This window comes from Enterobacter asburiae, from assembly GCF_008080435.1.
Classification (GTDB): domain Bacteria; phylum Pseudomonadota; class Gammaproteobacteria; order Enterobacterales; family Enterobacteriaceae; genus Enterobacter; species Enterobacter asburiae_C.
Genome location: NZ_VRKN01000004.1, coordinates 107,972 through 129,324, shown reverse-complemented (window position 1 = coordinate 129,324; position 21,353 = coordinate 107,972). Strand labels below are relative to the sequence as shown.

Below are 21,353 nucleotides of genomic sequence, written 5' to 3'. Positions count from 1 at the left end.
ATTTCTTAACACTATCCCGACGATTCATTGATTCAGCCAAATCATACTGCGCCAACATTGTGTGGCCGCCCCTGTACCAGGAGGCGCCAGCGTCTGTATGGAGAGCAGTATGATAGCGATAAAAAAAGTCCTGTATATGTCCGTCCCGTTTCTGATAGCCGTGACGTCCGGCGTGCAGGCGGATGATGGTACCGCTTCCGATTCCTTAACCGTCGGGCTGGGAGGGCAGTATGCCCCGCGTTACTCAGGCTCAGACAAGCAGGTGTGGCAGGTGGTTCCTGTGCTGCAGGGACGCAAAGGGGCTTTCTTTATTGATGCGCAAAAAGGGGTGGGATATGACCTGCAAAACGACAGCGGTTGGTATTTTGAACACACGCTGGGCTACGACTTCGGAAGGGCTGAGAAAAATTCTGGCTGGCGTGAGGGCGCAAACAATCTGAAAGGGATGGGGGACATTGATGCAACCCTGAATACCGGCCTTGCCGTGGGCTGGCAGGCCGCGCCCTGGCTGAGTGTGGAGGGCAAAGCGACGCTGCCGTTAACGGACAGCCAGGGGGGAAGCTATCAGGCCTCCGTTACGCTAATCCCTGTACAAAATAACCAGGACACGATCGCCTTTCAGTCTGCGGCCCTGTTTGGCGACAGCCGTTATCTGAATACCTGGTATGGGGTCAGCGAGCAGCAGAGCCGCCACACCGGGTATCGCCGCTATTCAGCACCGGGTGGATTTTATGGCGTCGACACCAGTCTGACCTGGAGCCATCAGCTCGATGCCCACTGGGGAACGGTCCTGAGTGCGGACTATACGTGGCTTGGCGACCACGCGAATGACAGCCCGATTGTGATGCGGCGTAATGAGGGGTCTGCAACCGCCGCTATCACCTGGACATTTTAAATTCGCGGAGCACGATGTGAGCGAGGGGACGAGAGGATTATTTCTTCTTATTCATCATCGCTTTTAAATCAGCAAACGGGTTAAACGTGGCGACGCCCACGTCTTTTTGCGCGTCTTCACCGGCGACTACGGTGGTGCCGTACTGATCTGCTTCGGTGTATTTCGAATGCTCATGATCGTGGCAAAACAGGCACAACAGCTCCCAGTTGCTGCCATCTTCCGGATTGTTGGTATGGTCGTGATCGATATGGTGAACCGTCAATTCACGCAGATTGGAATAGACAAACTCCCGCGAGCAGCGTCCACAGACCCAGGGATAGATTTTTAATGCTTTTTCGCGATAGCCGCTTTCCAGCCGCGCGTAGTTTTTGGGGATCAAAGCCATTGCCGGTTTTACCTGTGATAAAAATAGTGTGCCAATATATCCCATCGGGTGCCGTAAAGGTAAACGCCATTGCACCGTTAGAGTGAAAATGCGCCTTCAAGCGTAATCACACATTTTCCCCCTACGCGAACCACCGCCTTTCCTGACGAGGCATCGTATCCCGCGAAAAGCACGCTTGCTCGTCCCATATCAACGCCCTGACTGACGTTAAGGTTAAGCGTCGTTTTATTGCGGTGCAACGCCAGCAGCGCCGTTGCAGCGGCGGTCGCGCTGCCTGTTGCAGGATCTTCTGTCATGCGGGGAGTAAACATGCGGGCCTGCACATCGTGAGGTTCATCGGAACCTGTATCGAGGGTATAGGCATAGAGGGAAACCGCGCCATCCAGCGGTAACGTCGCGCGAAACCCCTGTAAATTCGGCACACACCGACGAAGCGCCTCGCGAGAAGCCAGCTCGGCTATCAGGAAGGGCAGACCTACCGACGCGACAACAGGCATATGTACCTCGGTACGGATATCTTCTGCATTCAGGGATAAGCAGGCAGCCACGCTTTCCGGGCTAACGACAGAGCGGCAGGAGAGTGCCTCAGGTACCAGGAGTTCTGCGCCAGTCACGGTATCGTTGTCACGCAGCAGGCGTACGGGCACCAGACCGGCTATTTCCTCGAAGTGCAGCGTATCAGGCAGGCGCTGATGATTCATCGCGGCGTGATGGGCCAGCACGTACGCAGTTCCAACATTCGGGTGCCCGGCGAAGGGGATCTCGCGCGAGGGCGTAAAAATTCGCACGCGTGCCGTATTGGTGGGATTGTCTGGCGGCAGAACGAACGTGGTTTCGCTGTAGCCAAATTCAACGGCGACCTGCTGCATTTGTGCTTTGCTCATACCCTCCGCATCGAGTACGACGGCGACAGGGTTACCCAAAAACGGGGTGTCAGTAAAAACATCCGCAACAACATAGCGTCTCTTCATTTTCTGTCCGGTGTGAAAATCCTGACATAGAGTAGTAACGTTAAATCAAACCGATAACCAGCCGTTTTTTACCTGACGGACCTGAAAAAAATTCAATCAATTTATTTGAATCATTCCGTTAAATAAACGCCATTTATTCTTACCGGGTAATGCGTAAAGTGGACAGAACGCAACGCATTATCAGGACACATGGTTATGAAAAAGATCGGGTTTTTATCCTTTGGTCACTGGACGCCCTCACCGCAGTCCGGCACGCGCTCGGCGGCAGACACGCTGCTGCAGTCCATCGATTTAGCCGTGGCGGCGGAAGAACTGGGGGCAGACGGCGCGTTTTTCCGCGTGCACCACTTTGCCCGACAGCTTAGCTCGCCGTTCCCTCTGCTGGCGGCAATAGGCGCAAAAACGAAAACCATCGAAATCGGTACGGGCGTGATTGATATGCGCTATGAAAATCCGATGTACATGGCCGAGGATGCGGGGGCAGCGGATCTGATTTCCGGTGGTCGTTTGCAGCTTGGCATCAGCCGTGGCTCGCCGGAGCAGGTCATTGATGGCTGGCGTCATTTCGGCTATGTCCCGCAGGAAGGGGAAAACGAATCGGATATGGCGCGCCGTCATACCGAGGTGCTGCTTGAGGTGCTGCGCGGTGAAGGGTTTGCCAAACCCAATCCACAGCCTATGTTTCCGAATCCGCCGGGGCTGCTGCGCCTGGAGCCGTATTCTGAAGGGCTGCGCGAGCGTATCTGGTGGGGAGCCGGTTCAAATGCGACGGCCATATGGGCCGCAAAGCTGGGAATGAACCTGCAAAGTTCAACCCTGAAGGACGATGAAACCGGTGAGCCGTTCCATATTCAGCAGGCAAAACAGATCCGCGCGTACCGTCAGGCCTGGAAAGAGGCAGGGCATACGCGCCAGCCGCGGGTGTCGGTCAGCCGCAGTATTTTTGCGCTGATGGACGACCGCGACCGGATGTATTTCGGTGCCAGCCGCAACGACAGCGATAGCGTGGGTTACCTCGATGAGAAAACGCGCGCCATCTTCGGACGCAGCTATGCGGCAGAGCCGGACAAGCTGATTGAACAGCTGAAAAAGGACGACGCGATTGCCGAAGCCGATACGTTATTACTGACCGTGCCGAACCAGCTGGGAGTGGATTATAATGCGCACGTGATTGAGTCTATTCTCAAACATGTCGCACCGGCAATGGGCTGGCGCGAGTAGTTAACACGCAAAGAATAAGCACCGTCGCCGCGCGTGGCGTGTAACTATCCGGGCGCTTATCGCGAAGACAGGAGGGCCTGCAGGCCTCTCCTGTCAGCGTTACTGATGGCTCATATCGCTCAGCAGCACGGCGATACTTTGTCCGCCCGCCGTCTGTTCCAGGCCAATCTTGACGATAATGGTCAGCGGCACGGAGAGCAGCATCCCAACGGGCCCGAGCAGCCAGCCCCAGAAAATCAGGGACAAAAAGACCACCAGCGTGGAGAGTCCCAGCCCTCGTCCCATCATCCGTGGTTCAAGAATGTTACCGAACACCAGATTGATGACCAGGTATCCGGCCAGCAGGATCAGCGCGTCATAAAGCCCGCTGAAAACCAGCACCTGAAGGATAGGGGGGATCGCCGCCAGCACGGAGCCGATGTTGGGAATGTAGTTAAGCGCAAACGCCAGTAACCCCCAGACAAACGCAAAGCGAACGTCCAGCGCCAGAAGCATCACCCAGACGACACCGCCCGTGACCAGGCTAATCGCCGTTTTCAGCACCAGATAGCGGGAGACGCTGTCCAGCGCGCGCTGAATCGCCCCCATTCCTTCAACCGGACGGATCATTATCTGCTGCAGCTTTGCCGGCAACTGCGGCACCTCCAGCAGCATAAACACCACCGTTAAAAACAGCAGGAAAATGGAGGTCATGGCATTGGAAAGCTGCGCCAGCAGGCTGGTGACGATCGTCATGGCCGCATTGGGGTCGATATATTTCAGGAGTTCCTCAACCGAGACTTCGATACCCGCGCGCTGCAGCCAGGGTTCAAGCTGCAGCAGCGGGATTGCCAGCGAAGAGCGGTATTTTGGCAGCGTTCGCGCCAGTTCATTTAGCGAGGTCCCCAGATACGCCACCAGCAAGACCATCGCCACAATAATGATGCTGATAAGCAGCGTGATCGCCAGTACGCGCGGGACGCGTAGCCGCGTCATGCGCTGTACCAGCGGGTTAAGGATCACCGCAATAAACAGGGCCAGAATAAAGGGCACAATAATGTCGGCGGCAAAACGAACGCCCGTCAGTATGATCACCAGCATGCCCAGCATGATGACAATTTTTAACCCGTTCAGGGTAATAATGGGTTTAGCCATGGTGACTCCGGAATTTTCTTTATATTTATAATAAAGGTGAAAGGCGTTGCAATAAACTAACCAAAATCAAACGGGATGGGTAAAGAATTGCAAAGACTTTGAGTAAAATCCTGGCCTATGGTACAAATCTGGTGTGTTTAACTACCGAGGACAATTTTCATCCGCAAAGACGAGAAGCAACAACGCGGATAATTGTAATTTTATGGACAATATGTTCAGGACGTACTCTTCAAACAATACCGCTGTATACTCCACCTCCTTTTGCCTGCTTTCTGGTGAGCAACACTGGCGCACCGCACTATAGTCATTTCTTCTGCCTGAGCTGGCGCAACGCGCTTAGCTGTCTGATTTCAATTCGTATTTTTTGGTTTGCTGCACGCAGCGGGCCACGATGGATTATATTCTCACGCAGGAGAAAAACATGTTTTACTGGATCCTATTAGCGCTGGCAATTATCGCTGAAATTACCGGCACGCTGTCTATGAAGTGGGCAAGCGTCAGCGATGGCAACACCGGTTTTATTTTGATGCTGGTGATGATTTCACTTTCTTATATTTTCCTCTCGTTTGCGGTGAAAAAAATTGCGCTGGGCGTCGCGTATGCACTCTGGGAAGGGATCGGTATTTTGTTGATTACGCTGTTCAGCGTGCTGATATTTGACGAAACATTAACAACAATGAAGATCGCCGGATTAATGACGCTGGTCGCGGGTATTGTGCTGATTAAATCTGGTACCCGAAAGCCTGGCAAACAGCCCAAGGAGCAGAACCATGCAACAGTTTGAATGGGTTCATGCGGCCTGGCTGGGGCTCGCCATCGTGCTGGAAATCCTGGCAAACGTTCTGCTGAAATTCTCAGATGGTTTCCGTCGTAAACTCTACGGCCTGATGTCGATTGCCGCGGTTCTGGGGGCGTTCAGCGCCCTGTCCCAGGCGGTAAAAGGGATCGATCTTTCGGTGGCCTATGCGCTGTGGGGCGGTTTTGGTATCGCCGCCACGCTGGCGGCAGGCTGGGTGCTCTTCGGTCAGCGCTTAAATAACAAGGGCTGGATAGGGCTCATCTTGCTGCTTGCCGGCATGATCATGATAAAACTCGCCTGACAGACCTCAAACCATGATTTACAGGCAGCGAAATTCGCTGCCTGTATTACGCTTAGAAAAGCAAAACATGAAGAGGATGGCTGATGTATCGCACATTAAGCTGGCGCAATATTCCCAATGCGAGAACGTTGTTTGCCATGGTCTTCATGGCGGGGATCGGCTTAATCATCTCCATCGTCGCACTGCTCTATCTTTCCCTGCATCTTATCAGCACCAAAACCAATGAAATTGAGGAACACCGCACGGCGCTTTCCGTGCAGGGGGCCATTCAGACCTCGGTTAACCGCGTCTCCTCTCTGGTGCTTGATAACGCCGTCTGGGACGATGCGGTGCGGGAGTCCTACCGTCCCACCCTCGATACCAACTGGTTGTACAACACCTGGGGTGCTGGCTTTAAAATCAATAACCTCTATGACGGGACCTTCGTGCTGGATGAACATTTCAACGTCATCTGGGGATCGTTTCAAAGCCGACCCTTCACCGAAAAAAACCTCGACTTCTTTGGTAAAGGCCTCAAAGCGCTTATCGACCAGCACGGGCGAGCGCTCGCGGGTGAAAAAAATATCTATGCAGGGATCAGCCAGACGCGCAACGGCGTGGCCTTTGTCGGCATTGGGCTGATTCGCCCGATGGTCGGCAGGTTACAGATCCACGACGGAACGCGTCGCTATCTGGTGATTACCCGCCATCTGAACGCCAGAATCTTATCCGACCTGGGCGGGACCTTTCAGATCGATAACCTCCACTTTACCCCAGGCAAAATCAACGATCGCAGTATGCCGCTGCGCAGCGCGTCGGGGGAGTTGGTCGGATACCTGAACTGGCAGGCGCGGCTTCCGGGCGCACAGGCCGCCCGGGCGGCATCTTCCGATATCAGGCAGATTGTAGTGCTGGCGTCGGCGCTGATCCTGCTTTTCATTCTGGTGAGCAGCGTGGGGCTGTACAAACTCGCGCGCGGCGAAAGTCAGGCGCGTCTGGTCGCAAGAACGGACTGGCTAAGCCATCTGCCCAACCGGCGTGCGCTCATTGAGGCGCTGGATCGGGTGCGTTTACGCGGTGATGTCGATGTCAAAAGCGTGGTGTTTATCGATCTTGATGGCTTTAAGGATGTGAATGATATCTACGGCCACAGCGTGGGTGACGATCTCATCGTGGCGATAGCGAAAACGCTGAATGAACGCGTGCCGCCGGGCGGGATGCTGGCGCGTATGGGCGGGGATGAGTTTGCCATGACCATCGGCGGTGATGATGCAGAGGCGCAGGCTACCGCCTTTGCCGTTTCCGTGCTGGATTTTCTCACCACCCCGGTTCAGTTGGGGGAACGTACAATCTATATCGGTGCCAGCATCGGTATTGCCAGCGGAACCCTGACTGAATGCAACAGCTCCGAACTGTTTCGCCGCGCCGATATTGCCATGTATCACGCTAAAATGAGCGGGAAAGGGCGTATCACCCACTACGACGCGGAGCTAAACAGCGTCCGGGAACGCAAGCTGGCGATTGAAAATCAGATCCGCAGCGGTCTGGAGCGCGATGAGTTTGAGGTCTGGTATCAGCCGATTATTGACGCCCGCAGCCAGACAATGAGCAGCGTCGAAGCGCTGGTCCGCTGGCCACGTCGCCCGGAGGGGCCGCTTGGCCCGGATACCTTTATCGCCATTGCGGAGACCAGCGGTCTGATATACCAACTGGGTCAGTTTGTGTTGCAGCGGGCCTGTGAGGATCTGCAGCCGTACGGTGAATTAAAGCTCTCCGTTAATATCTCTCCCGCGCAATTTCGCGATCCTGCCTTCGAAGAAAAAGTGGCCAGCGTGCTGGAGAGCACCCGTTTCCCGGCCCACCGACTGCAGCTTGAGGTGACAGAGTCCTATGTGCTGGAAAACCCGGAGCGTGCCCGCATGGCGATAGCCAATCTTAAAGCGCTGGGCACCGCGGTGGCGCTGGATGATTTTGGTACCGGCTATTCCAGCATTGGCTATTTGCGGCGTTTTAACTTCGACACCATCAAGATCGATAAGTCCCTGGCCGGGCTGGTGGACCACGATGAACAGGCGGTTGCGCTGGTGAGCGGCACGGTACGGATCGCCAATGCGTTGGGCATGGCGGTGGTGGCAGAAGGGGTGGAAACCGAGAAGCAAATGAAACTGCTGCGGCTGGCTGGCTGCGATCAACTGCAGGGTTTTTGGTTCAGCCAGCCGATGCCGATTGAATCAATCAGAGCGTTACGTAAGGTCAGACGCTGCTGATTTACTGCTGCGCCAGCGCTTCCAGCTGGTCGCGGAAACCGGTAACGGACAAGGCCCGGTTATCGGCGCGCCACCGGTCTTTTGCCGCCGGCGCAGAACTCTGGACACCAATCAACTGCCAGCCCTTGTCGGTTTTCAGCATCAGCGGTGAACCACTGTCGCCTGGCAACGTATCGCACTGATGCGAAAGCACGCTGGTTTGTGCCCAACCCGTCACAATACAGTCGGTATGCGTATAAAGCGTATCCAGATGATCGACAGGATAGCCTGACTGCGTCACCTTTCGGTCGGCGTCTTTCAATGCGGCGGTGAGTGCGGCTTTGTCGCCGTCAAATAACGGCAGCGGCGTAATGCCTGAAGGCGGGTAGCGTAAAATGATCAGGCCAAAATCCCATGAGGCGGCTGCGGGTGGCACTATCCAGCCGTCACCATCCGGTTTCAGGCGTTTGCCGAGAGAGGGATCAACCCGGCCTTCAATGCCGTGGATTTCATAGCGCCAGGTCCCTTTTTGCGACACAAACCGCAAGGCAACCGCTTTATCCGGCTTGCCGTTTGGCGGCGTTAACAGACAGTGGCCTGCCGTCAGGGCAAGCTGCGGGGTGATCAACGTCGCTGTACATAAGTTACCGCTGGCGGTTTCCAGTTGACCTATAGCATCCCAGGGCGCCTGGGTGGGATCGGCGACGCGCGTACGATCGTCATGACCGAAAAAAAGCGTCTTTAGCTCTTTCGCGCTAATGGTGTCATCACCGCCATCATCCGCATGTGAGAATCCAGAAAAAAGACCAAACGTTCCCAGTAACAACACAACAGATTTACGCATATCACACTCTGGTGGGGGTAATTATGATTATTAAAAGTGAACCCTATGAAAATACTATAGACGGGACAGCGCTAAAGTGGGAGTAAAATCAGCGTGCTACAATCAGGAAAGATAAAAATGGCTTGCGATGAGCGCGCATAAAATAAGCAGGATCAGAATCAGCTCAAACCGATAGCGTCGCAGCATACGCCCTCCGGATAAAAAAAAACGGCGCGGAACCTGTTCCGGTTCAGCGCCGGTTTACCAACGTGCCCCGAAGGGCACGGTTAAGCTTGTACTCTTACGCAGCTGGCTGTGCAGCTGGTTTAGCAGCTTCGTGTTTTACTGCTTTTTTGTGATGCTTTTTAGCAGCCTGAGCTTTCTGTTCTACAGCCGGTTTAGCGGCTTTCTTGTGGTGGTGCTTTTTAGCAGCCTGCGCTTTCTGCTCTACAGCCGGTTTAGCGGCTTTTTTGTGGTGGTGCTTTTTAGCCGCCTGAGCTTTCTGCTCGGTTGGTGCTGCGGTTGCTGGTGCAGCAGCTTCTTTTTTCGCTGCAGCTTTGTGGTGTTTCTTATGGTGAACCGCTTTTGCTGGCGCAGCGGTGGTGGTTGCAGCAGGCGCGGCAGCCGGTGCAGCAGTTGCGGTAGTGTCAGCAGCAAATGCAGCAGAAGACAGACCCATAGCAGCGGCAACAACCAGAGCTAATACTTTATTCATTCTCATACCCTCGAATTTGGTTTTTCATTTAACCCCACTGCGGGGCCGTTGAAATAACTATATCCCTGTAAATTCGAGGTTTCCGTGAGTGATTGGTATCGGCGTGTAACCATATGTACATCGCCGGGGTTCCCCCCGGCGATGCAGGTTACAAATAGCGGGAGGTCAGATGTTCGCGGAAGTAACGGATATTCAGATCTTCACCCGTCGCCTGGGTGATTAATTGCGACGTGCTAAAGCGGCTACCGTGCTGCCAGATGTTCTGACGCAGCCACTCAAAGAGTGCGGAAAAATCGCCCTCAGCGATGGAGGCCTGCAGACCCGGCAGTGCGGTGTGGGCGGCATGGAACAGCTGCGCGGCATACATAGCGCCAAGCGTATAAGACGGGAAGTAACCAAAACCGCCGTCGGTCCAGTGGATATCCTGCATACAGCCGTTGCGATAGTTATCTTTGGTGGATAACCCGAGCCAGGCCTGCATTTTCTCATCCCACAGGGCGGGAATATCGTCCACCTCGATCTCGCCGTTGATCAGCGCGCGCTCAATCTCATAGCGCAGCACCACGTGTGCCGGGTAGCTCACTTCGTCCGCATCGACGCGGATATAGCCAGGTTTCACGCGCTGGTTCCAGGCAATAAAGTTCTCTTCGCTGAATGCCGCCTGGCTGCCAAAGCGGGCGTGTACCGCAGGGAGGAGATGTTTGAGGAAGGCTTCACTGCGTCCCAGCTGCATTTCAAAGAACAGGCTCTGTGATTCATGGATCGCGGTTGAGCGCGCCAGGGCAATGGGCTGTCCTGCCCATGCGCGCGGCAGGTTTTGTTCGTAGCGGGCGTGTCCGGTTTCGTGGATCACGCCAAACAGCGCGCTGAGCAGTTCATCCTCGTCATAGCGCGTGGTGATACGCACGTCTTCCGGAACGCCGCCGCAGAACGGGTGCGCACTCACGTCCAGGCGGCCGCCGTTAAAATCGAAGCCAAGTATCTTCATGGCTTCCAGGCCCAGCTCACGCTGTGTTGCCGTCGGGAAGGGACCCTGCGGAGGAATAAACGACCGTTGAGCCTGTTTCTCCACCACGTTTGCCAGCAGGTCCGGTAGCCAGGACTTCATGTCGCCGAACAGAACGTCCAGACGCGCGCTGGTCATGTCGGGTTCAAAAATATCCAGCAGCGCGTCGTACGGCGTACAGCCTTTGGCTTCAGCCCGCAGACGAGCCTCTTCGCGGCTGAGTTTGACCACCTCTTTCAGGTTGGCGGAAAAGCCCTGCCAGTCGTTAGCGGGGCGCTGAGTACGCCAGGCGTGCTCGCACTTGCTGCCCGCAAGGGATTTAGCTTCCACCAGCGATTCCGGCAGCAGGGTGGCCTGCTGGTAGTGGCGCGTCATTTCGCGCAGGTTGGCCAGTTCGACGTCATTCAGATCTTCACCGTCCGCCGCCGTTAACAGGTCGCCGACTTTTTTATCAGTCAGAATCTGGTGTTGCAGGACGCTCATCTCCGCGAGTGCTTCACCGCGCGCGGCGCTGCCGCCTGGCGGCATCATGGTGAACATGTCCCAGCTGGCGATAGAGGAGAGGTGAGAGAAGCGGGAGAGGCGCTGGAAGGTGCGGGTGAGTTGTTGATAAGACACGTTTTTCGTCATCGTTATTGTTCTCATTCGGTGGGATGGAGTCTGGAGATGTACCATTGATAATATAACCGATTTTCTTGCCGGGTGGCGCTGCGCTTACCCGGCCTACATTGTGCAATAATATCAATAAATTGCACAAGTCATTGTAGGCCCGTGCAAGCGTAGCGCCGCCGGGCGAAACTCACAAAATGCACTTTGTCAGCAGTTTTAAACCTCTATATCAACAGTGACATGTTTTAATAAAATGACTCGTCGTTAAAAAGGGCTAACGGCCTGTCGCGCGACCAGCGCGCATATAACATCAACGCGCTCGTCACCGCATCCGGTTCGAAGAAACGGATGTACTCCTTAAAATCTTTCAGGGTAACGTCATCCGCAATCTCAAGAGCCTCGGAGAACTCCTCAAAGTCTTGCTGATTTTTTTTAGGATTGTTCATTGCGTCAATCATGCGTTGATATTGATAACTGCCGCCACAATCTTCTGGTGGACATGCATTTTCGCCTGCAAAGCATTCGAAAAGCATGTCCGGATCCTCTGGCTTAAAGTCGCTGTCTTCAAGGAATAGCGTATGCTCCCAGTCATCACCAAAGTCATAAGTATAGGTAAGCGAATTCTTTCTTTTTTTTAGTAATTCGTTCAGACGAACTTCGCTTTCGCCTTCATCTTCCGCAGAGGAAGGGAATTCGGTAAAGACGCGTTTTTTGAAATTAAACTGGTGAAGATGGCTGTCATCCCAGCCCATAACAATTTGAATAACATCGTGCAAGCGATCCAGCGAAATATCGGCTGGCACGGAAAATGTCCTCTAGATAGAAGGCGTTATGCCATTCAATGTGATTTTCAAAAGGTAAAATTTTTTCATCCCTGTTTTCCCTGGTCGTGAAATCATTAACATGGAAAAATAATGAAAAAATACGTTTATTTCAAACGCTGATGCAGGCTTCCCCCCACCAGCAGCGCCGCGCACAGCATCAGCGCGATAAACCCGCCCACACCGTTCCAGCCGTAGTTATGCCAGAACACGCCGCCGAGGGTCCCGGCAATGCTGGAACCCAGGTAATAGCTAAACAGATACAGCGACGATGCCTGACCTTTGGCGCGACGCGCGCGCGGACCAATCCAGCTGCTGGCGACCGAATGTGCGGCGAAGAACCCTGCGGAGAAGAGCAGCATGCCGGCAAAAATCAGCCACAGGGAGGAGAAGAGCGTTAGCAGCAGGCCAACCAGCATCACCGCCGTGAAGAACAGCATCACCGGGCCGCGTCCATAGCGAGCGGTCATCGCCCCGGCCTTCGGTGAACTCCACGTTCCGGTCAAATAGGCAACCGAGAGTAAACCGACAATCGCCTGGCTCAGATGCCACGGCGAGAGCATCAGGCGGTAACCAATATAGTTAAACAGCGTGACGAAGGAGCCCATCAGCAGGAAGCCTGCCAGAAACAGGCGCGGCAGCCCTTTGTCACGCCAGTGCAGACGGAAGTTGATAAACAGCGTTTTGGGGCGCAAAGAGGTCGGGCGGAAATGGCGCGATTCCGGCAGAATTTTCCAGAACATCAGGGCTGATGCCAGCGCAAAACACCCGATTACCGCCAGCGCAATACGCCAGTTAAAGAAGTCCGTAAAGACCCCGCTCAGCAGGCGTCCGCTCATTCCGCCAATCGAGTTCCCGCTGATGTAAAGCCCCATAGAGAAGGCAACAAAGCTCGGGTGGATCTCCTCGCTGAGATAGGTCATCCCGACCGCCGCCACGCCGCTGAGCGATAGCCCAATCAGCGCGCGCATCACCAGAATACCGTGCCAGCTGGTCATCATGGTCGAGAGTAACGTACAGACCGACGCCAGCATCAGCGCAGTCACCATCACCGGTTTACGGCCAATGGCGTCGGACAGCGGCCCGGTAAAGAGCAGGCCAATCGCCAGCATGCCGGTAGAAATAGAGAGTGAAACGCTACTGCTGGCAGGCGATACGCCAAACTCATGAGAGAGAACGGGCAGGATCGGCTGAACACAATAGAGCAGGGCGAAGGTCGCCAGACCGGCGGAAAAGAGCGCCAGCGTGACGCGCATAAATTGGGGGGTACCACGTTTAATGAACTGGACCGGCTGCGATGCTGCAGGTAAATCATTGATATCTCTGGCCGGATCGATATCAATAGTAGTTGTACGACTCACACAGTTTCCTTGCTTAAACATCCCCGTGATTTCTGGTGACGGGTATGACCACATCTTCAGGGTAGGAAAATGTAAATATTCTGTCTAATATATTAATAATCTCAAATGATACTTTAAAAATATGAATATCGAGCTGCGTCATCTTCGCTACTTTGTCGCCGTCGCCGAAGAGCTGCATTTTGGCCGCGCGGCGGCACGGCTGAATATCTCTCAGCCACCGTTAAGCCAGCAGATTCAGATCCTGGAACAGCAGGTCGGGGCGCGCCTTCTGGCCCGCACCAACCGCAGCGTGAGCCTGACGGCGGCGGGTAAGCAGTTCCTGATCGACAGCCGACAAATTCTGAGCATGGTCGATGACGCCGCCGCCCGGGCAGAACGGCTCTATCTCGGGGAAGCCGGAGAGCTGCGAATCGGGTTTACCTCGTCCGCGCCGTTTATCAGCGCCGTCTCGGAGACCCTGTCGTCATTCCGTCGTCACTTTCCGGATGTTCATATTCAGACGCGCGAAATCAACACCCGCGAGCAGATTGCGCCGCTAAATGAAGGTTCGCTGGATTTGGGGCTGATGCGTAACACCCAACTGCCGGACACGCTGGCGTGGGAGGTGATCCTGCGCGAACCGCTGATGGCTATGATCCCACACGATCACCCGCTGGCGTCGCGTCCGGCGGTCTCGCTGGCAGAGCTGGCAAAAGAGCCGTTTGTCTTTTTTGACCCACAGGTCGGGACGGGTCTGTATGACGATATCCTGGGACTGATGCGCCGCTACGATCTTGCCCCGGTCATCACTCAGGAGGCAGGGGAAGCGATGACCATTATAGGCCTGGTCGCGGCCGGGCTGGGCGTGTCTATTCTTCCGGCCTCCTTTAAACGGGTACAATTGCGCGAAATGCGCTGGGTGACCATCGCCGAAGAGGATGCCGTTTCCGAGATGTGGCTGGTCTGGTCAAAACATCGCGAGCAGAGCCATGCCGCACAGCGCTTCAAACAGCAGTTAATTAGCGCCTCTGCCGGGCGGCATTTCCAGGGAAAAGGGGGAAAAAATGTGCGGTAAATCACATGGCTAAGTAAATATTTGACGACGGACATGGAAGTGCTTCACCATAGCAAACAGTTTATTTCGAAGCTCGAAAATAAGGGAGTACGAGGTGGTTGCTGATAGTCAGCCAGGGCATATTGATCAGATTAAGCAGACCAACGCTGGCGCGGTGTATCGCCTGATTGATCAGCTTGGTCCGGTTTCGCGTATTGATCTTTCGCGCCTGGCACAACTGGCACCTGCCAGTATCACCAAGATTGTCCGCGAGATGCTGGAAGCGCACCTGGTTCAGGAGACGGAAATTCAGGAGCCGGGCAGTCGTGGCCGTCCGGCAGTCGGGCTGGTGGTTGAAACGGAAGCATGGCACTACCTGTCACTGCGCATCAGCCGGGGGGAGATCTTCCTTGCGCTGCGCGATCTGAGCAGCAAGCTGGTGGTGGAAGACCGCCTTGAACTGCCGCTCAACGCGGAGGAACCGCTCCTCGACGTGATTGTCTCGCACATCGATCACTTCTTTATTCGCCATCAGCAGCGGCTTGAACGCTTAACGGCGATTGCCATTACCATGCCGGGGATTATTGATACCGAAAACGGTATTGTTCACCGCATGCCGTTTTACGACGATGTCAAAGAGATGCCGCTGGGCGAGGTGCTGAAAAACCATACCGGCGTGCCGGTCTATATTCAGCATGACATCAGCGCCTGGACGATGGCTGAGGCGCTGTTTGGCGCGTCGCGCGGTGCGCGGGATGTGATTCAGGTCGTCATCGACCATAACGTCGGGGCGGGCGTAATTACCGACGGACGTCTTCTCCACGCTGGCAGCAGTAGCCTGGTGGAAATTGGCCACACCCAGGTCGACCCGTACGGTAAGCGCTGCTACTGCGGGAACCACGGCTGTCTGGAGACCATTGCCAGCGTGGAAAGCGTGCTGGAACTGGCGCAGGTCAGGCTCAGCCAGTCCATGAGCTCCTCGCTGCACGGACAACCCTTAACGGTGGATTCCCTCTGCGACGCCGCGCGCCAGGGCGATCTGCTGGCGAAGGACATTATTACCGGCGTGGGTAATAATGTTGGCCGCATTCTGGCCATTATGGTCAACCTCTTCAACCCGCAAAAAATCCTTATCGGCTCACCGCTGAGCCAGGCGGCGGAGGTCCTTTTCCCGGCGATCTCGGCCTGTATCCATCAGCAGTCGCTTCCCGCCTACAGCAAAAATATTGCGGTAGAAAGCACCCAGTTTTCCAACCAGGGTACGATGGCAGGCGCGGCGCTGGTCAAAGATGCCATGTATAACGGCTCGCTGTTGATCCGCCTGTTACAGGGTTAACTCTTTTCCGCAGATGTAAGAAAAATTGCGCTATCTCAAGCCGGGTAGCGCACGCATCCCGTAGACTTCCTCCACTGAATTATTTACCTGGTTTATATTTTCGAAGCATACCCAAGAGGTGGAGTGAGTCATGCTTAAGCGTTTCTTTGTTACTGGTACAGATACCTCTGTCGGCAAGACCGTCGTATCCCGCGCATTGCTGCAGGCGCTGGCAGCAAGCGGTAAACGCGTGGCAGGGTACAAACCGGTCGCAAAAGGCAGTAAAGAGACGCCAGAGGGATTGCGTAATAAAGACGCCCTGGTGCTGCAAAGCGTCTCGTCACTGGAACTGCCTTATCACGCGGTCAATCCCATTGCGTTAAGCGAAGAGGAGAGCAGCGTAGCGCACAGCGGCCTGATTAATTATCCCCTGTTGTCCGACGGCCTGGCGAACCTGAGCGAGAAGGTTGACCACGTGGTGGTTGAAGGGACGGGCGGCTGGCGCAGTCTGATGAATGATTTGCGCCCGCTGTCTGAATGGGTCGTGCAGGAGCAGCTTCCAGTGGTGATGGTGGTGGGTATCCAGGAAGGGTGCATCAACCATGCGCTGCTGACGGCGCAGGCCATTGCCAATGACGGCCTGCCGCTGGTTGGCTGGGTCGCTAACCGTATCAACCCGGGCCTGGCGCACTACGCCGAGATCATCGACGTGCTGAGTACCAAACTGCCTGGACCGATGGTGGGTGAACTGCCTTATCTGCCTCGCGCCGAGCAGCGCGAGCTAGCGCAGTACATCGATCTCTCTGCCCTCGGTGGCGTGTTGACCGTAGACCGAGTCGTGGCGTAACGTTCGCGACAGCACGGAAGCCACCACGCAGGCGACCAGCAAGCCGGGCAGTAAAAAATACTGCCCGGTCATTTCACAGACCATCAGCGCCGACATAATGGGCGCATGCGTGGTCGCGGCGAGTAGCGTTGCCATCCCTGCCAGACCCAGCAAAATCGCCGTTTCAGAACCCGGCAGCCACAGTGCGAACAGCTGCGCGAACAGCATTCCTGTTGCCATACCGACAAACAGCGTGGGCGTAAACACCCCTCCCGGCGCACCCGATCCGCTGCTCGCCAGTACCGCCAGCAGTTTACAGATGAACACCCCGGCAATCACCGACAGCAGCGGCGGGGTGAGCAGAAAAGCCTGAACCACGCTGTAGCCATTCCCCCACACCTTCGGCGTCAGGAGAGACAGCAGCCCGACGATCGCACCCCCCAGCGCTAATTGCCACGGCGGCGAAAGTTTCAGGCGCAGGAAAAGCCCGTGGCTGAACGTCATCAGCCACATCAGCAGCGGTCCGCAGAGACCCGCCACCAGCCCCATTGCGACCAGCAGGGCATAATCGGCCGCGGTGAGGATGCCGCTCAGATGGACCGCGTAGAGCGTACCGGCGCCCGGTGCCAGGAGCTGCGTCGTGAGAAGCGCCACCACCGCCGCGATCACTACGGGGCCGAGCGAGGCCAGCATCAGCGTGCCAAACAGAATCTCAGCGATGAACAGGCTTCCGGCTAAGGGAGCATGGTAGGCGCTGGCCATCCCGGCGGCGGCACCGCAGGCTATCCATAATTTCCATTCGGATTTGGGTGTAAAGCGCCGGGCGAAAAAGGAGGCAGCGAGGGCGGCAAGCAGGATCATCGCCCCTTCACGCCGATGGCGCTTCCGCTGGCCACGACCAGCAGCGATGCAAGAGATTTCACAAGGCTGGCGCCGTAGTCAAACTGGCCGTCACCGGTCTCCAGCGCTTCCATATAATCGGTGGGTGCGTGAGGCCGCTGCGCGGTCAGACGCTGCCATCCCCAGAGCAGCAGCCCGGCAGCCAGCCCACCCAGCGCTGGCGTCAGCGCGCGCCGCCAGGGCGAGAGCGACGCGGCGGCATTCACCAGGCTGCCGCTGTCGTTACTGAGAAGCAGCCACTCCAGCAGGTACATGCTGTGGCGGAATATCGCAACGGCCAGCGCGGCCAGCATGCCGGTAACGGTGGCAATCAGGAGACGACGAAACATCGCGCGGATGTCGGGGTACGTATGAAGACGTTGCATGAGTCGCGATTAAACGGGGACGATACAATATTGTGGCGGTAAATCGTGGGGTTAGCAAAAGGTATGCGTGCGAAAAAGCCGGGCGATGCCCGGCCAGAAAGGTTAGCTGTCGCTATGAATATTCAGCGCCCGACGCGTACGCCCTGAGCTCAGGTACTCGGCAATATAGTCCTGAGAAATCTCACCGTTGTAGCGCCCGTCCTCATCCACGATCGGCATCCAGCTGGTATTACTCTCATACAGACGTGAAAGCACCACGCGCAGGTTGTCTTCCGCTTTGCCGGTCATGCGGAACGGATGCAGGATGTCGGCGCAGGTGCCGCTGGCGTGACGCGCTTCGCGACGCTTCACAAAGCCCAGCGGTTTGCCGTGCTCGTCGACCACCGTAACGGCACGAATGTCATTATCATCCATGGTCGCAAAGGCGTCGGGAAGTGGAGTATAGCCCCGCACCGTAATGGTCGGCTGCTGGTCGGTCACGTCGCCCGCCGATACCAGCAGCAGACGCTTCAGGGTGCGGTCCTGACCGACAAACGAGCCGACAAACTCATTCGCCGGTTTCGCCAGCAGTTCATCCGGGCTGGCGCACTGCACGATTTTCCCCTGACGGAATACCGCAATACGGTCGCCAAGTTTCAGGGCTTCGTCGATATCGTGGCTCACCAGCATGACGGTTTTTTTCAGCTTGCGCTGCATCTCCAGAAACTGGTTCTGGATCACCTCGCGGTTGATCGGGTCCACCGCGCCAAAGGGTTCATCCATCAGTAGTACCGGAGGATCCGCCGCCAGGGCGCGGATCACGCCAATACGCTGCTGCTGGCCGCCGGACATCTCGCGCGGGTAGCGACTCAGGAATTTATGCGGATCCATCGCCACCATATCCATCAGCTCTTCAGCGCGGGTTTTGCAGCGCGCTTTATCCCAGCCCAGCATGCGCGGCACGACGGTAATGTTCTCTTCGATGGTCATGTTCGGGAACAGGCCAATCTGCTGGATCACGTAGCCAATGTTGCGGCGCAGGGTCACGGTGTCCATCCCGCTGGTGTCTTCTCCGTTGATCAGGATCGTCCCGCTGCTTGGGGCAATCAGGCGGTTAATCATCTTGAGGGTAGTGGTCTTCCCGCAGCCGGACGGGCCGAGCAGGACGCACATTTCCCCTTCGGGCACGTTCAGGTTGACGTTGTCGACGGCCTTGAAGGTCTGGCCGTGCTTCTGTGAAAATTGTTTGGTGAGGTTTTCCAGTTTTATCATTATCGAATCCCCTTTGGAGTCAGAACCACCTGCAGACGGTGCAGCAGCCAGTCGAGCACAATCGCTAAAAGACAAATCATCAGCGCGCCCGCAATCAACATGCGAATATCGCTTCCGCCGATGCCGTTGAGCAGCAGCAGGCCCAGACCGCCCGCGCCGATCACGGCGGCAATCGCCATCACGCCGATATTCATCACCACGGCGGTGCGGATCCCACCGAAAATCACCGGCAGCGCCATCGGGATTTCGACCCAGCGCAGACGCTGCCAGAAGGTCATGCCGATGCCGCGTCCGGCTTCACGCAGTCCCGGCGGCAGGCTGTCGAGCGCGGTGTGGGTGTTACGCACAATCGGCAGCAGTGAGTAGAGAAACACCGCCGTGATCGCGGGCAGGGCACCGATACCCTGACCGATCAGCGAAAACAGCGGGATCATCAGGCCAAACAGGGCGATAGACGGAATGGTCAGCACGATGGTGGCCATCCCCAGCACTGGCGTTGCCAGCCACTTGTGGCGGACAATCAGAATGCCCAGCGGTACGCCGATGAGGATGGCTAAACCTACGGCCAGTGCCACCAACCACAGATGCTGCAGCGTCAGGGTTAAGAGGTAATCCCAGTTGTCCAGAATGTAGTGAATCGTCTCCATAGCGCCTCCTACAGCAGCTGTTTGCTACGCAGGAAATCACGGGCGACCTGCTGCGGTGACTGATGGTCGATATCCACCTTTTTGTTCAGTTCGGTGATAACGTCGTTGTTGAGCTGGGCAGAAAGGGTGTTGAGCGCCTCTTCCAGACCGGGGTTAGCTTCCAGTGTGTCCTTACGCACCACCGGCGTCACCGCATAGCTCGGGAAGAAGCCTTTATCATCTTCCAGCACCTTGAGGTCGAAGCCCTTCACGCGCCCGTCGGTGGTGTAAATCAGACCGGCATCAACGAAGCCGTCGCGCACCGCGTTATAGACCAGACCGGGGTCCATCTGACGGATTTGCGGGCGGTCCAGATCCATCTTATAGGCCGCCTGAAGCGGCTTCATGCCGTCGCTGCGCCCGGCAAACTCCAGGTCTAAGCCCAGCAGCCAGTTCTTGTCCGGGTTGGTTTTACGGATTTGCTCAATCTTCGCCACCATCTCCGACATGGTATTGATATGTTCCGCCTCGGCGCGCTTGCGCTGCATGGCGAAAGCGTAGGTGTTGTTCATGTCGGCGGGTTTGAGCCAGACCAGACCGTGCTTCGCGTCCAGGCGTTTCACCGTCTCCCAGGACTCCTGCGGCGACATGCGCGTGTTGATATGGTTAAAGATGATCAAGGACGTGCCGGTGTACTCCCAGGTCATGTCAATCTGCTTGTTGATCATCGCGTTGCGGGAGATCACCGTGGCAATGTTGGTTTTCGGCTGGACCTGAAAACCTTTCTTTTGCAGGTACTGCACGGTCATTGCCGAGAGAATATGCTGCTCGGTAAAGCTCTTGGTTGCCAGAATCAGCGGGGCCGCCATCGCCTGGCTGGTGAACAGCGCCGCGGCACACAGCGCCGTCAGGGCGGAAAACAGTCTCATAAAAGCTCCTTGTTATTGTTATCGAGCGAGATGAGGACTCATCACGCGACCCAGCGCCGCCAGCAGGGTATCGAGGATCAGGGCGAACAGGGCGGTGGCCGCCGCGCCGAGGATCAGGGTCGGGAAATCGTTCAGATAAATACCGGGGAAAATCAGCTCGCCGTAGCTGCTGGCACCAATCAGGAACGCCAGCGGCGCGGTACCGACGTTAATGGCGGTGGCGATGCGGATCCCCGAGAGCATGACCGGCCAGGCGGCTGGCAACTCAACCTGACGCAGACGCTGCCATTTAGTCATCCCGATGCCGTTTGCCGCTTCCAGCAACGGCGGCGGGACCGAGCACAGCCCGGCGTAGGTGTTACGCACTATCGGCAGCAGCGAGGCGAGGAACAGGGCGATGATGGCGGGCGTATCGCCAATACCAATTACCACCATCGCCAGCGCCAGAACGGCCAGCGGCGGCAGAGTGTTGCCGACGTTGAAGATTTGCATCACATATTCGGCGATACCCCGCGCGGCCGGGCGGCTCAGCAGAATACCGGCCGGAATCCCCACCAGCAGGGCAAAAAACAGGGATGAGAAAACCAGAATCATGTGCTGTTGCCCGAGATAGACCAGGTCAACCTGGCGCGCCTTTATCGTCTCCAGCCCGATACCCCAGACGAGGAGGGCGAGGACCACGATAATGGCGCCGACAAACAGCAGCGAACGTTTGAGTAATGGGTGCATTGCGGTGTGTCTCCCTGTGCGCATGCGTTATAGCAACCACCGGTTGCCTGTTGTTATGCCATGTTTCGGCAGGGGTATTTCACCTATAGCAAGCGTTTGGGAAGGGTTCCAGC

At 56.2% G+C, this 21,353-nt stretch carries 22 protein-coding genes and 1 pseudogene; 9 read left to right on the top strand and 14 right to left on the bottom strand.

Going from position 1 to position 21,353, the window contains the following annotated elements:
* Window positions 1–109: 109 nt before the first annotated feature.
* Window positions 110–895 (top strand): MipA/OmpV family protein, encoded by a 786-nt coding sequence (locus tag FU672_RS09260; RefSeq protein WP_148243034.1) that lies wholly within the window; start codon window positions 110–112, stop codon window positions 893–895.
* A gap of 37 nt (window positions 896–932) precedes the next feature.
* Here the strand turns inward: FU672_RS09260 and yajD are convergent, their stop codons facing one another.
* Window positions 933–1,280 (bottom strand): HNH nuclease YajD, encoded by a 348-nt coding sequence (yajD, locus tag FU672_RS09255; protein ID WP_006808895.1) that lies wholly within the window; start codon window positions 1,278–1,280, stop codon window positions 933–935.
* A 77-nt stretch (window positions 1,281–1,357) separates the two neighbouring features.
* Entirely contained in the window at window positions 1,358–2,251 is an 894-nt protein-coding gene (locus FU672_RS09250; RefSeq protein ID WP_148243033.1) for a PhzF family phenazine biosynthesis protein, read from the bottom strand.
* 195 nt (window positions 2,252–2,446) lie between these two features.
* Between FU672_RS09250 and FU672_RS09245 the strand changes: the two genes are divergently transcribed.
* A complete protein-coding gene (locus FU672_RS09245; RefSeq protein ID WP_148243032.1) occupies window positions 2,447–3,472 on the top strand; it encodes an LLM class flavin-dependent oxidoreductase in 1,026 nt (341 codons plus the stop codon).
* Between the two features lie 99 nt (window positions 3,473–3,571).
* On the opposite strand, the gene FU672_RS09240 is transcribed toward FU672_RS09245, so the two are convergent.
* Entirely contained in the window at window positions 3,572–4,606 is a 1,035-nt protein-coding gene (locus tag FU672_RS09240; protein ID WP_148243031.1) for an AI-2E family transporter, read from the bottom strand.
* Window positions 4,607–4,739: 133 nt separating this feature from the next.
* Here FU672_RS09240 and FU672_RS25555 point away from each other — a divergent pair, with 133 nt between their 5' ends.
* The 4 genes from FU672_RS25555 to FU672_RS09225 all read left to right on the top strand — a co-directional run bounded on the left by FU672_RS25555 (window position 4,740) and on the right by FU672_RS09225 (window position 7,952).
* The gene (locus tag FU672_RS25555) at window positions 4,740–4,910 is read left to right on the top strand and encodes a protein YdgV (protein ID WP_085930315.1); all 171 of its coding nucleotides are present in this window, start codon (window positions 4,740–4,742) and stop codon (window positions 4,908–4,910) included.
* Between the two features lie 117 nt (window positions 4,911–5,027).
* On the top strand, window positions 5,028–5,390 hold the full coding sequence (gene mdtJ, locus FU672_RS09235) for a multidrug/spermidine efflux SMR transporter subunit MdtJ (RefSeq protein ID WP_148243030.1): 363 nt from the start codon (window positions 5,028–5,030) through the stop codon (window positions 5,388–5,390).
* On the top strand, window positions 5,377–5,706 hold the full coding sequence (mdtI, locus tag FU672_RS09230) for a multidrug/spermidine efflux SMR transporter subunit MdtI (protein WP_094935345.1): 330 nt from the start codon (window positions 5,377–5,379) through the stop codon (window positions 5,704–5,706). The genes mdtJ and mdtI overlap by 14 nt, the downstream gene beginning before the upstream one ends.
* An 83-nt stretch (window positions 5,707–5,789) precedes the next feature.
* A complete protein-coding gene (locus FU672_RS09225; protein ID WP_148243029.1) occupies window positions 5,790–7,952 on the top strand; it encodes a bifunctional diguanylate cyclase/phosphodiesterase in 2,163 nt (720 codons plus the stop codon).
* 1 nt (window position 7,953) lies between these two features.
* On the opposite strand, the gene FU672_RS09220 is transcribed toward FU672_RS09225, so the two are convergent.
* The 6 genes from FU672_RS09220 to ynfM form a co-directional block, all read right to left on the bottom strand.
* A complete protein-coding gene (locus FU672_RS09220) occupies window positions 7,954–8,775 on the bottom strand; it encodes a trypsin-like serine peptidase (protein ID WP_148243028.1) in 822 nt (273 codons plus the stop codon).
* Between the two features lie 102 nt (window positions 8,776–8,877).
* Window positions 8,878–8,961 (bottom strand): small membrane protein YdgU, encoded by an 84-nt coding sequence (ydgU, locus tag FU672_RS25550; RefSeq protein ID WP_021241182.1) that lies wholly within the window; start codon window positions 8,959–8,961, stop codon window positions 8,878–8,880.
* Window positions 8,962–9,055: 94 nt separating this feature from the next.
* On the bottom strand, window positions 9,056–9,469 hold the full coding sequence (asr, locus tag FU672_RS09215; RefSeq protein WP_032651095.1) for an acid resistance repetitive basic protein Asr: 414 nt from the start codon (window positions 9,467–9,469) through the stop codon (window positions 9,056–9,058).
* A 148-nt stretch (window positions 9,470–9,617) separates the two neighbouring features.
* Entirely contained in the window at window positions 9,618–11,105 is a 1,488-nt protein-coding gene (locus FU672_RS09210) for a carboxypeptidase M32 (protein ID WP_148243027.1), read from the bottom strand.
* Between the two features lie 224 nt (window positions 11,106–11,329).
* A complete protein-coding gene (locus tag FU672_RS09205; protein ID WP_262349008.1) occupies window positions 11,330–11,887 on the bottom strand; it encodes a plasmid pRiA4b ORF-3 family protein in 558 nt (185 codons plus the stop codon).
* A 125-nt stretch (window positions 11,888–12,012) separates the two neighbouring features.
* Window positions 12,013–13,266 (bottom strand): multidrug efflux MFS transporter YnfM/SxtP(Kp), encoded by a 1,254-nt coding sequence (ynfM, locus tag FU672_RS09200; RefSeq protein ID WP_148243026.1) that lies wholly within the window; start codon window positions 13,264–13,266, stop codon window positions 12,013–12,015.
* Window positions 13,267–13,387: 121 nt separating this feature from the next.
* Between ynfM and ynfL the strand changes: the two genes are divergently transcribed.
* The 3 genes from ynfL (at window position 13,388) to bioD (ending at window position 16,461) form a co-directional block, all read left to right on the top strand.
* Entirely contained in the window at window positions 13,388–14,320 is a 933-nt protein-coding gene (gene ynfL, locus FU672_RS09195) for a multidrug efflux transcriptional activator YnfL/SxtR(Kp) (protein WP_148243025.1), read from the top strand.
* A 94-nt stretch (window positions 14,321–14,414) separates the two neighbouring features.
* Entirely contained in the window at window positions 14,415–15,635 is a 1,221-nt protein-coding gene (gene mlc, locus FU672_RS09190; protein ID WP_148243024.1) for a sugar metabolism global transcriptional regulator Mlc, read from the top strand.
* Between the two features lie 130 nt (window positions 15,636–15,765).
* Complete coding sequence (gene bioD, locus FU672_RS09185) at window positions 15,766–16,461, top strand: dethiobiotin synthase (protein WP_148243023.1); 696 nt, start codon at window positions 15,766–15,768, stop codon at window positions 16,459–16,461.
* Here bioD and clcB read toward each other — a convergent pair.
* The 5 genes and pseudogenes from clcB to osmY form a co-directional block, all read right to left on the bottom strand.
* Window positions 16,396–17,705 (bottom strand): annotated as a pseudogene (clcB, locus tag FU672_RS09180) (voltage-gated ClC-type chloride channel ClcB). The gene bioD and the pseudogene clcB sit on opposite strands and share 66 nt — an antisense overlap.
* A gap of 102 nt (window positions 17,706–17,807) precedes the next feature.
* A complete protein-coding gene (gene osmV / locus FU672_RS09175; RefSeq protein ID WP_148243022.1) occupies window positions 17,808–18,956 on the bottom strand; it encodes an osmoprotectant ABC transporter ATP-binding protein OsmV in 1,149 nt (382 codons plus the stop codon).
* Window positions 18,956–19,603 (bottom strand): osmoprotectant ABC transporter permease OsmW, encoded by a 648-nt coding sequence (gene osmW / locus FU672_RS09170; RefSeq protein ID WP_148243021.1) that lies wholly within the window; start codon window positions 19,601–19,603, stop codon window positions 18,956–18,958. Before osmW ends, osmV begins: the two co-directional genes overlap by 1 nt.
* 8 nt (window positions 19,604–19,611) lie before the next feature.
* A complete protein-coding gene (osmX, locus tag FU672_RS09165) occupies window positions 19,612–20,511 on the bottom strand; it encodes an osmoprotectant ABC transporter substrate-binding protein OsmX (RefSeq protein WP_148243020.1) in 900 nt (299 codons plus the stop codon).
* An 18-nt stretch (window positions 20,512–20,529) separates the two neighbouring features.
* Complete coding sequence (osmY, locus tag FU672_RS09160) at window positions 20,530–21,240, bottom strand: osmoprotectant ABC transporter permease OsmY (RefSeq protein ID WP_148243019.1); 711 nt, start codon at window positions 21,238–21,240, stop codon at window positions 20,530–20,532.
* Between the last annotated feature and the right edge of the window lie 113 nt (window positions 21,241–21,353).

Coding starts and splice junctions, on each gene's coding strand:
- bioD (WP_148243023.1), top strand. CDS start 15,766: ATGCTTAAGCGTTTCTTTGTTACTGGTACAGATACCTCTGTCGGCAAG.
- ynfL (WP_148243025.1), top strand. CDS start 13,388: ATGAATATCGAGCTGCGTCATCTTCGCTACTTTGTCGCCGTCGCCGAA.
- FU672_RS09260 (WP_148243034.1), top strand. CDS start 110: ATGATAGCGATAAAAAAAGTCCTGTATATGTCCGTCCCGTTTCTGATA.
- FU672_RS09220 (WP_148243028.1), bottom strand. CDS start 8,775: ATGCGTAAATCTGTTGTGTTGTTACTGGGAACGTTTGGTCTTTTTTCT.
- asr (WP_032651095.1), bottom strand. CDS start 9,469: ATGAATAAAGTATTAGCTCTGGTTGTTGCCGCTGCTATGGGTCTGTCT.
- mdtJ (WP_148243030.1), top strand. CDS start 5,028: ATGTTTTACTGGATCCTATTAGCGCTGGCAATTATCGCTGAAATTACC.
- osmX (WP_148243020.1), bottom strand. CDS start 20,511: ATGAGACTGTTTTCCGCCCTGACGGCGCTGTGTGCCGCGGCGCTGTTC.
- osmW (WP_148243021.1), bottom strand. CDS start 19,603: ATGGAGACGATTCACTACATTCTGGACAACTGGGATTACCTCTTAACC.
- osmV (WP_148243022.1), bottom strand. CDS start 18,956: ATGATAAAACTGGAAAACCTCACCAAACAATTTTCACAGAAGCACGGC.
- FU672_RS09210 (WP_148243027.1), bottom strand. CDS start 11,105: ATGACGAAAAACGTGTCTTATCAACAACTCACCCGCACCTTCCAGCGC.
- osmY (WP_148243019.1), bottom strand. CDS start 21,240: ATGCACCCATTACTCAAACGTTCGCTGCTGTTTGTCGGCGCCATTATC.
- ydgU (WP_021241182.1), bottom strand. CDS start 8,961: ATGCTGCGACGCTATCGGTTTGAGCTGATTCTGATCCTGCTTATTTTA.
- FU672_RS09240 (WP_148243031.1), bottom strand. CDS start 4,606: ATGGCTAAACCCATTATTACCCTGAACGGGTTAAAAATTGTCATCATG.
- FU672_RS09245 (WP_148243032.1), top strand. CDS start 2,447: ATGAAAAAGATCGGGTTTTTATCCTTTGGTCACTGGACGCCCTCACCG.
- yajD (WP_006808895.1), bottom strand. CDS start 1,280: ATGGCTTTGATCCCCAAAAACTACGCGCGGCTGGAAAGCGGCTATCGC.
- FU672_RS09225 (WP_148243029.1), top strand. CDS start 5,790: ATGTATCGCACATTAAGCTGGCGCAATATTCCCAATGCGAGAACGTTG.
- mdtI (WP_094935345.1), top strand. CDS start 5,377: ATGCAACAGTTTGAATGGGTTCATGCGGCCTGGCTGGGGCTCGCCATC.
- FU672_RS09250 (WP_148243033.1), bottom strand. CDS start 2,251: ATGAAGAGACGCTATGTTGTTGCGGATGTTTTTACTGACACCCCGTTT.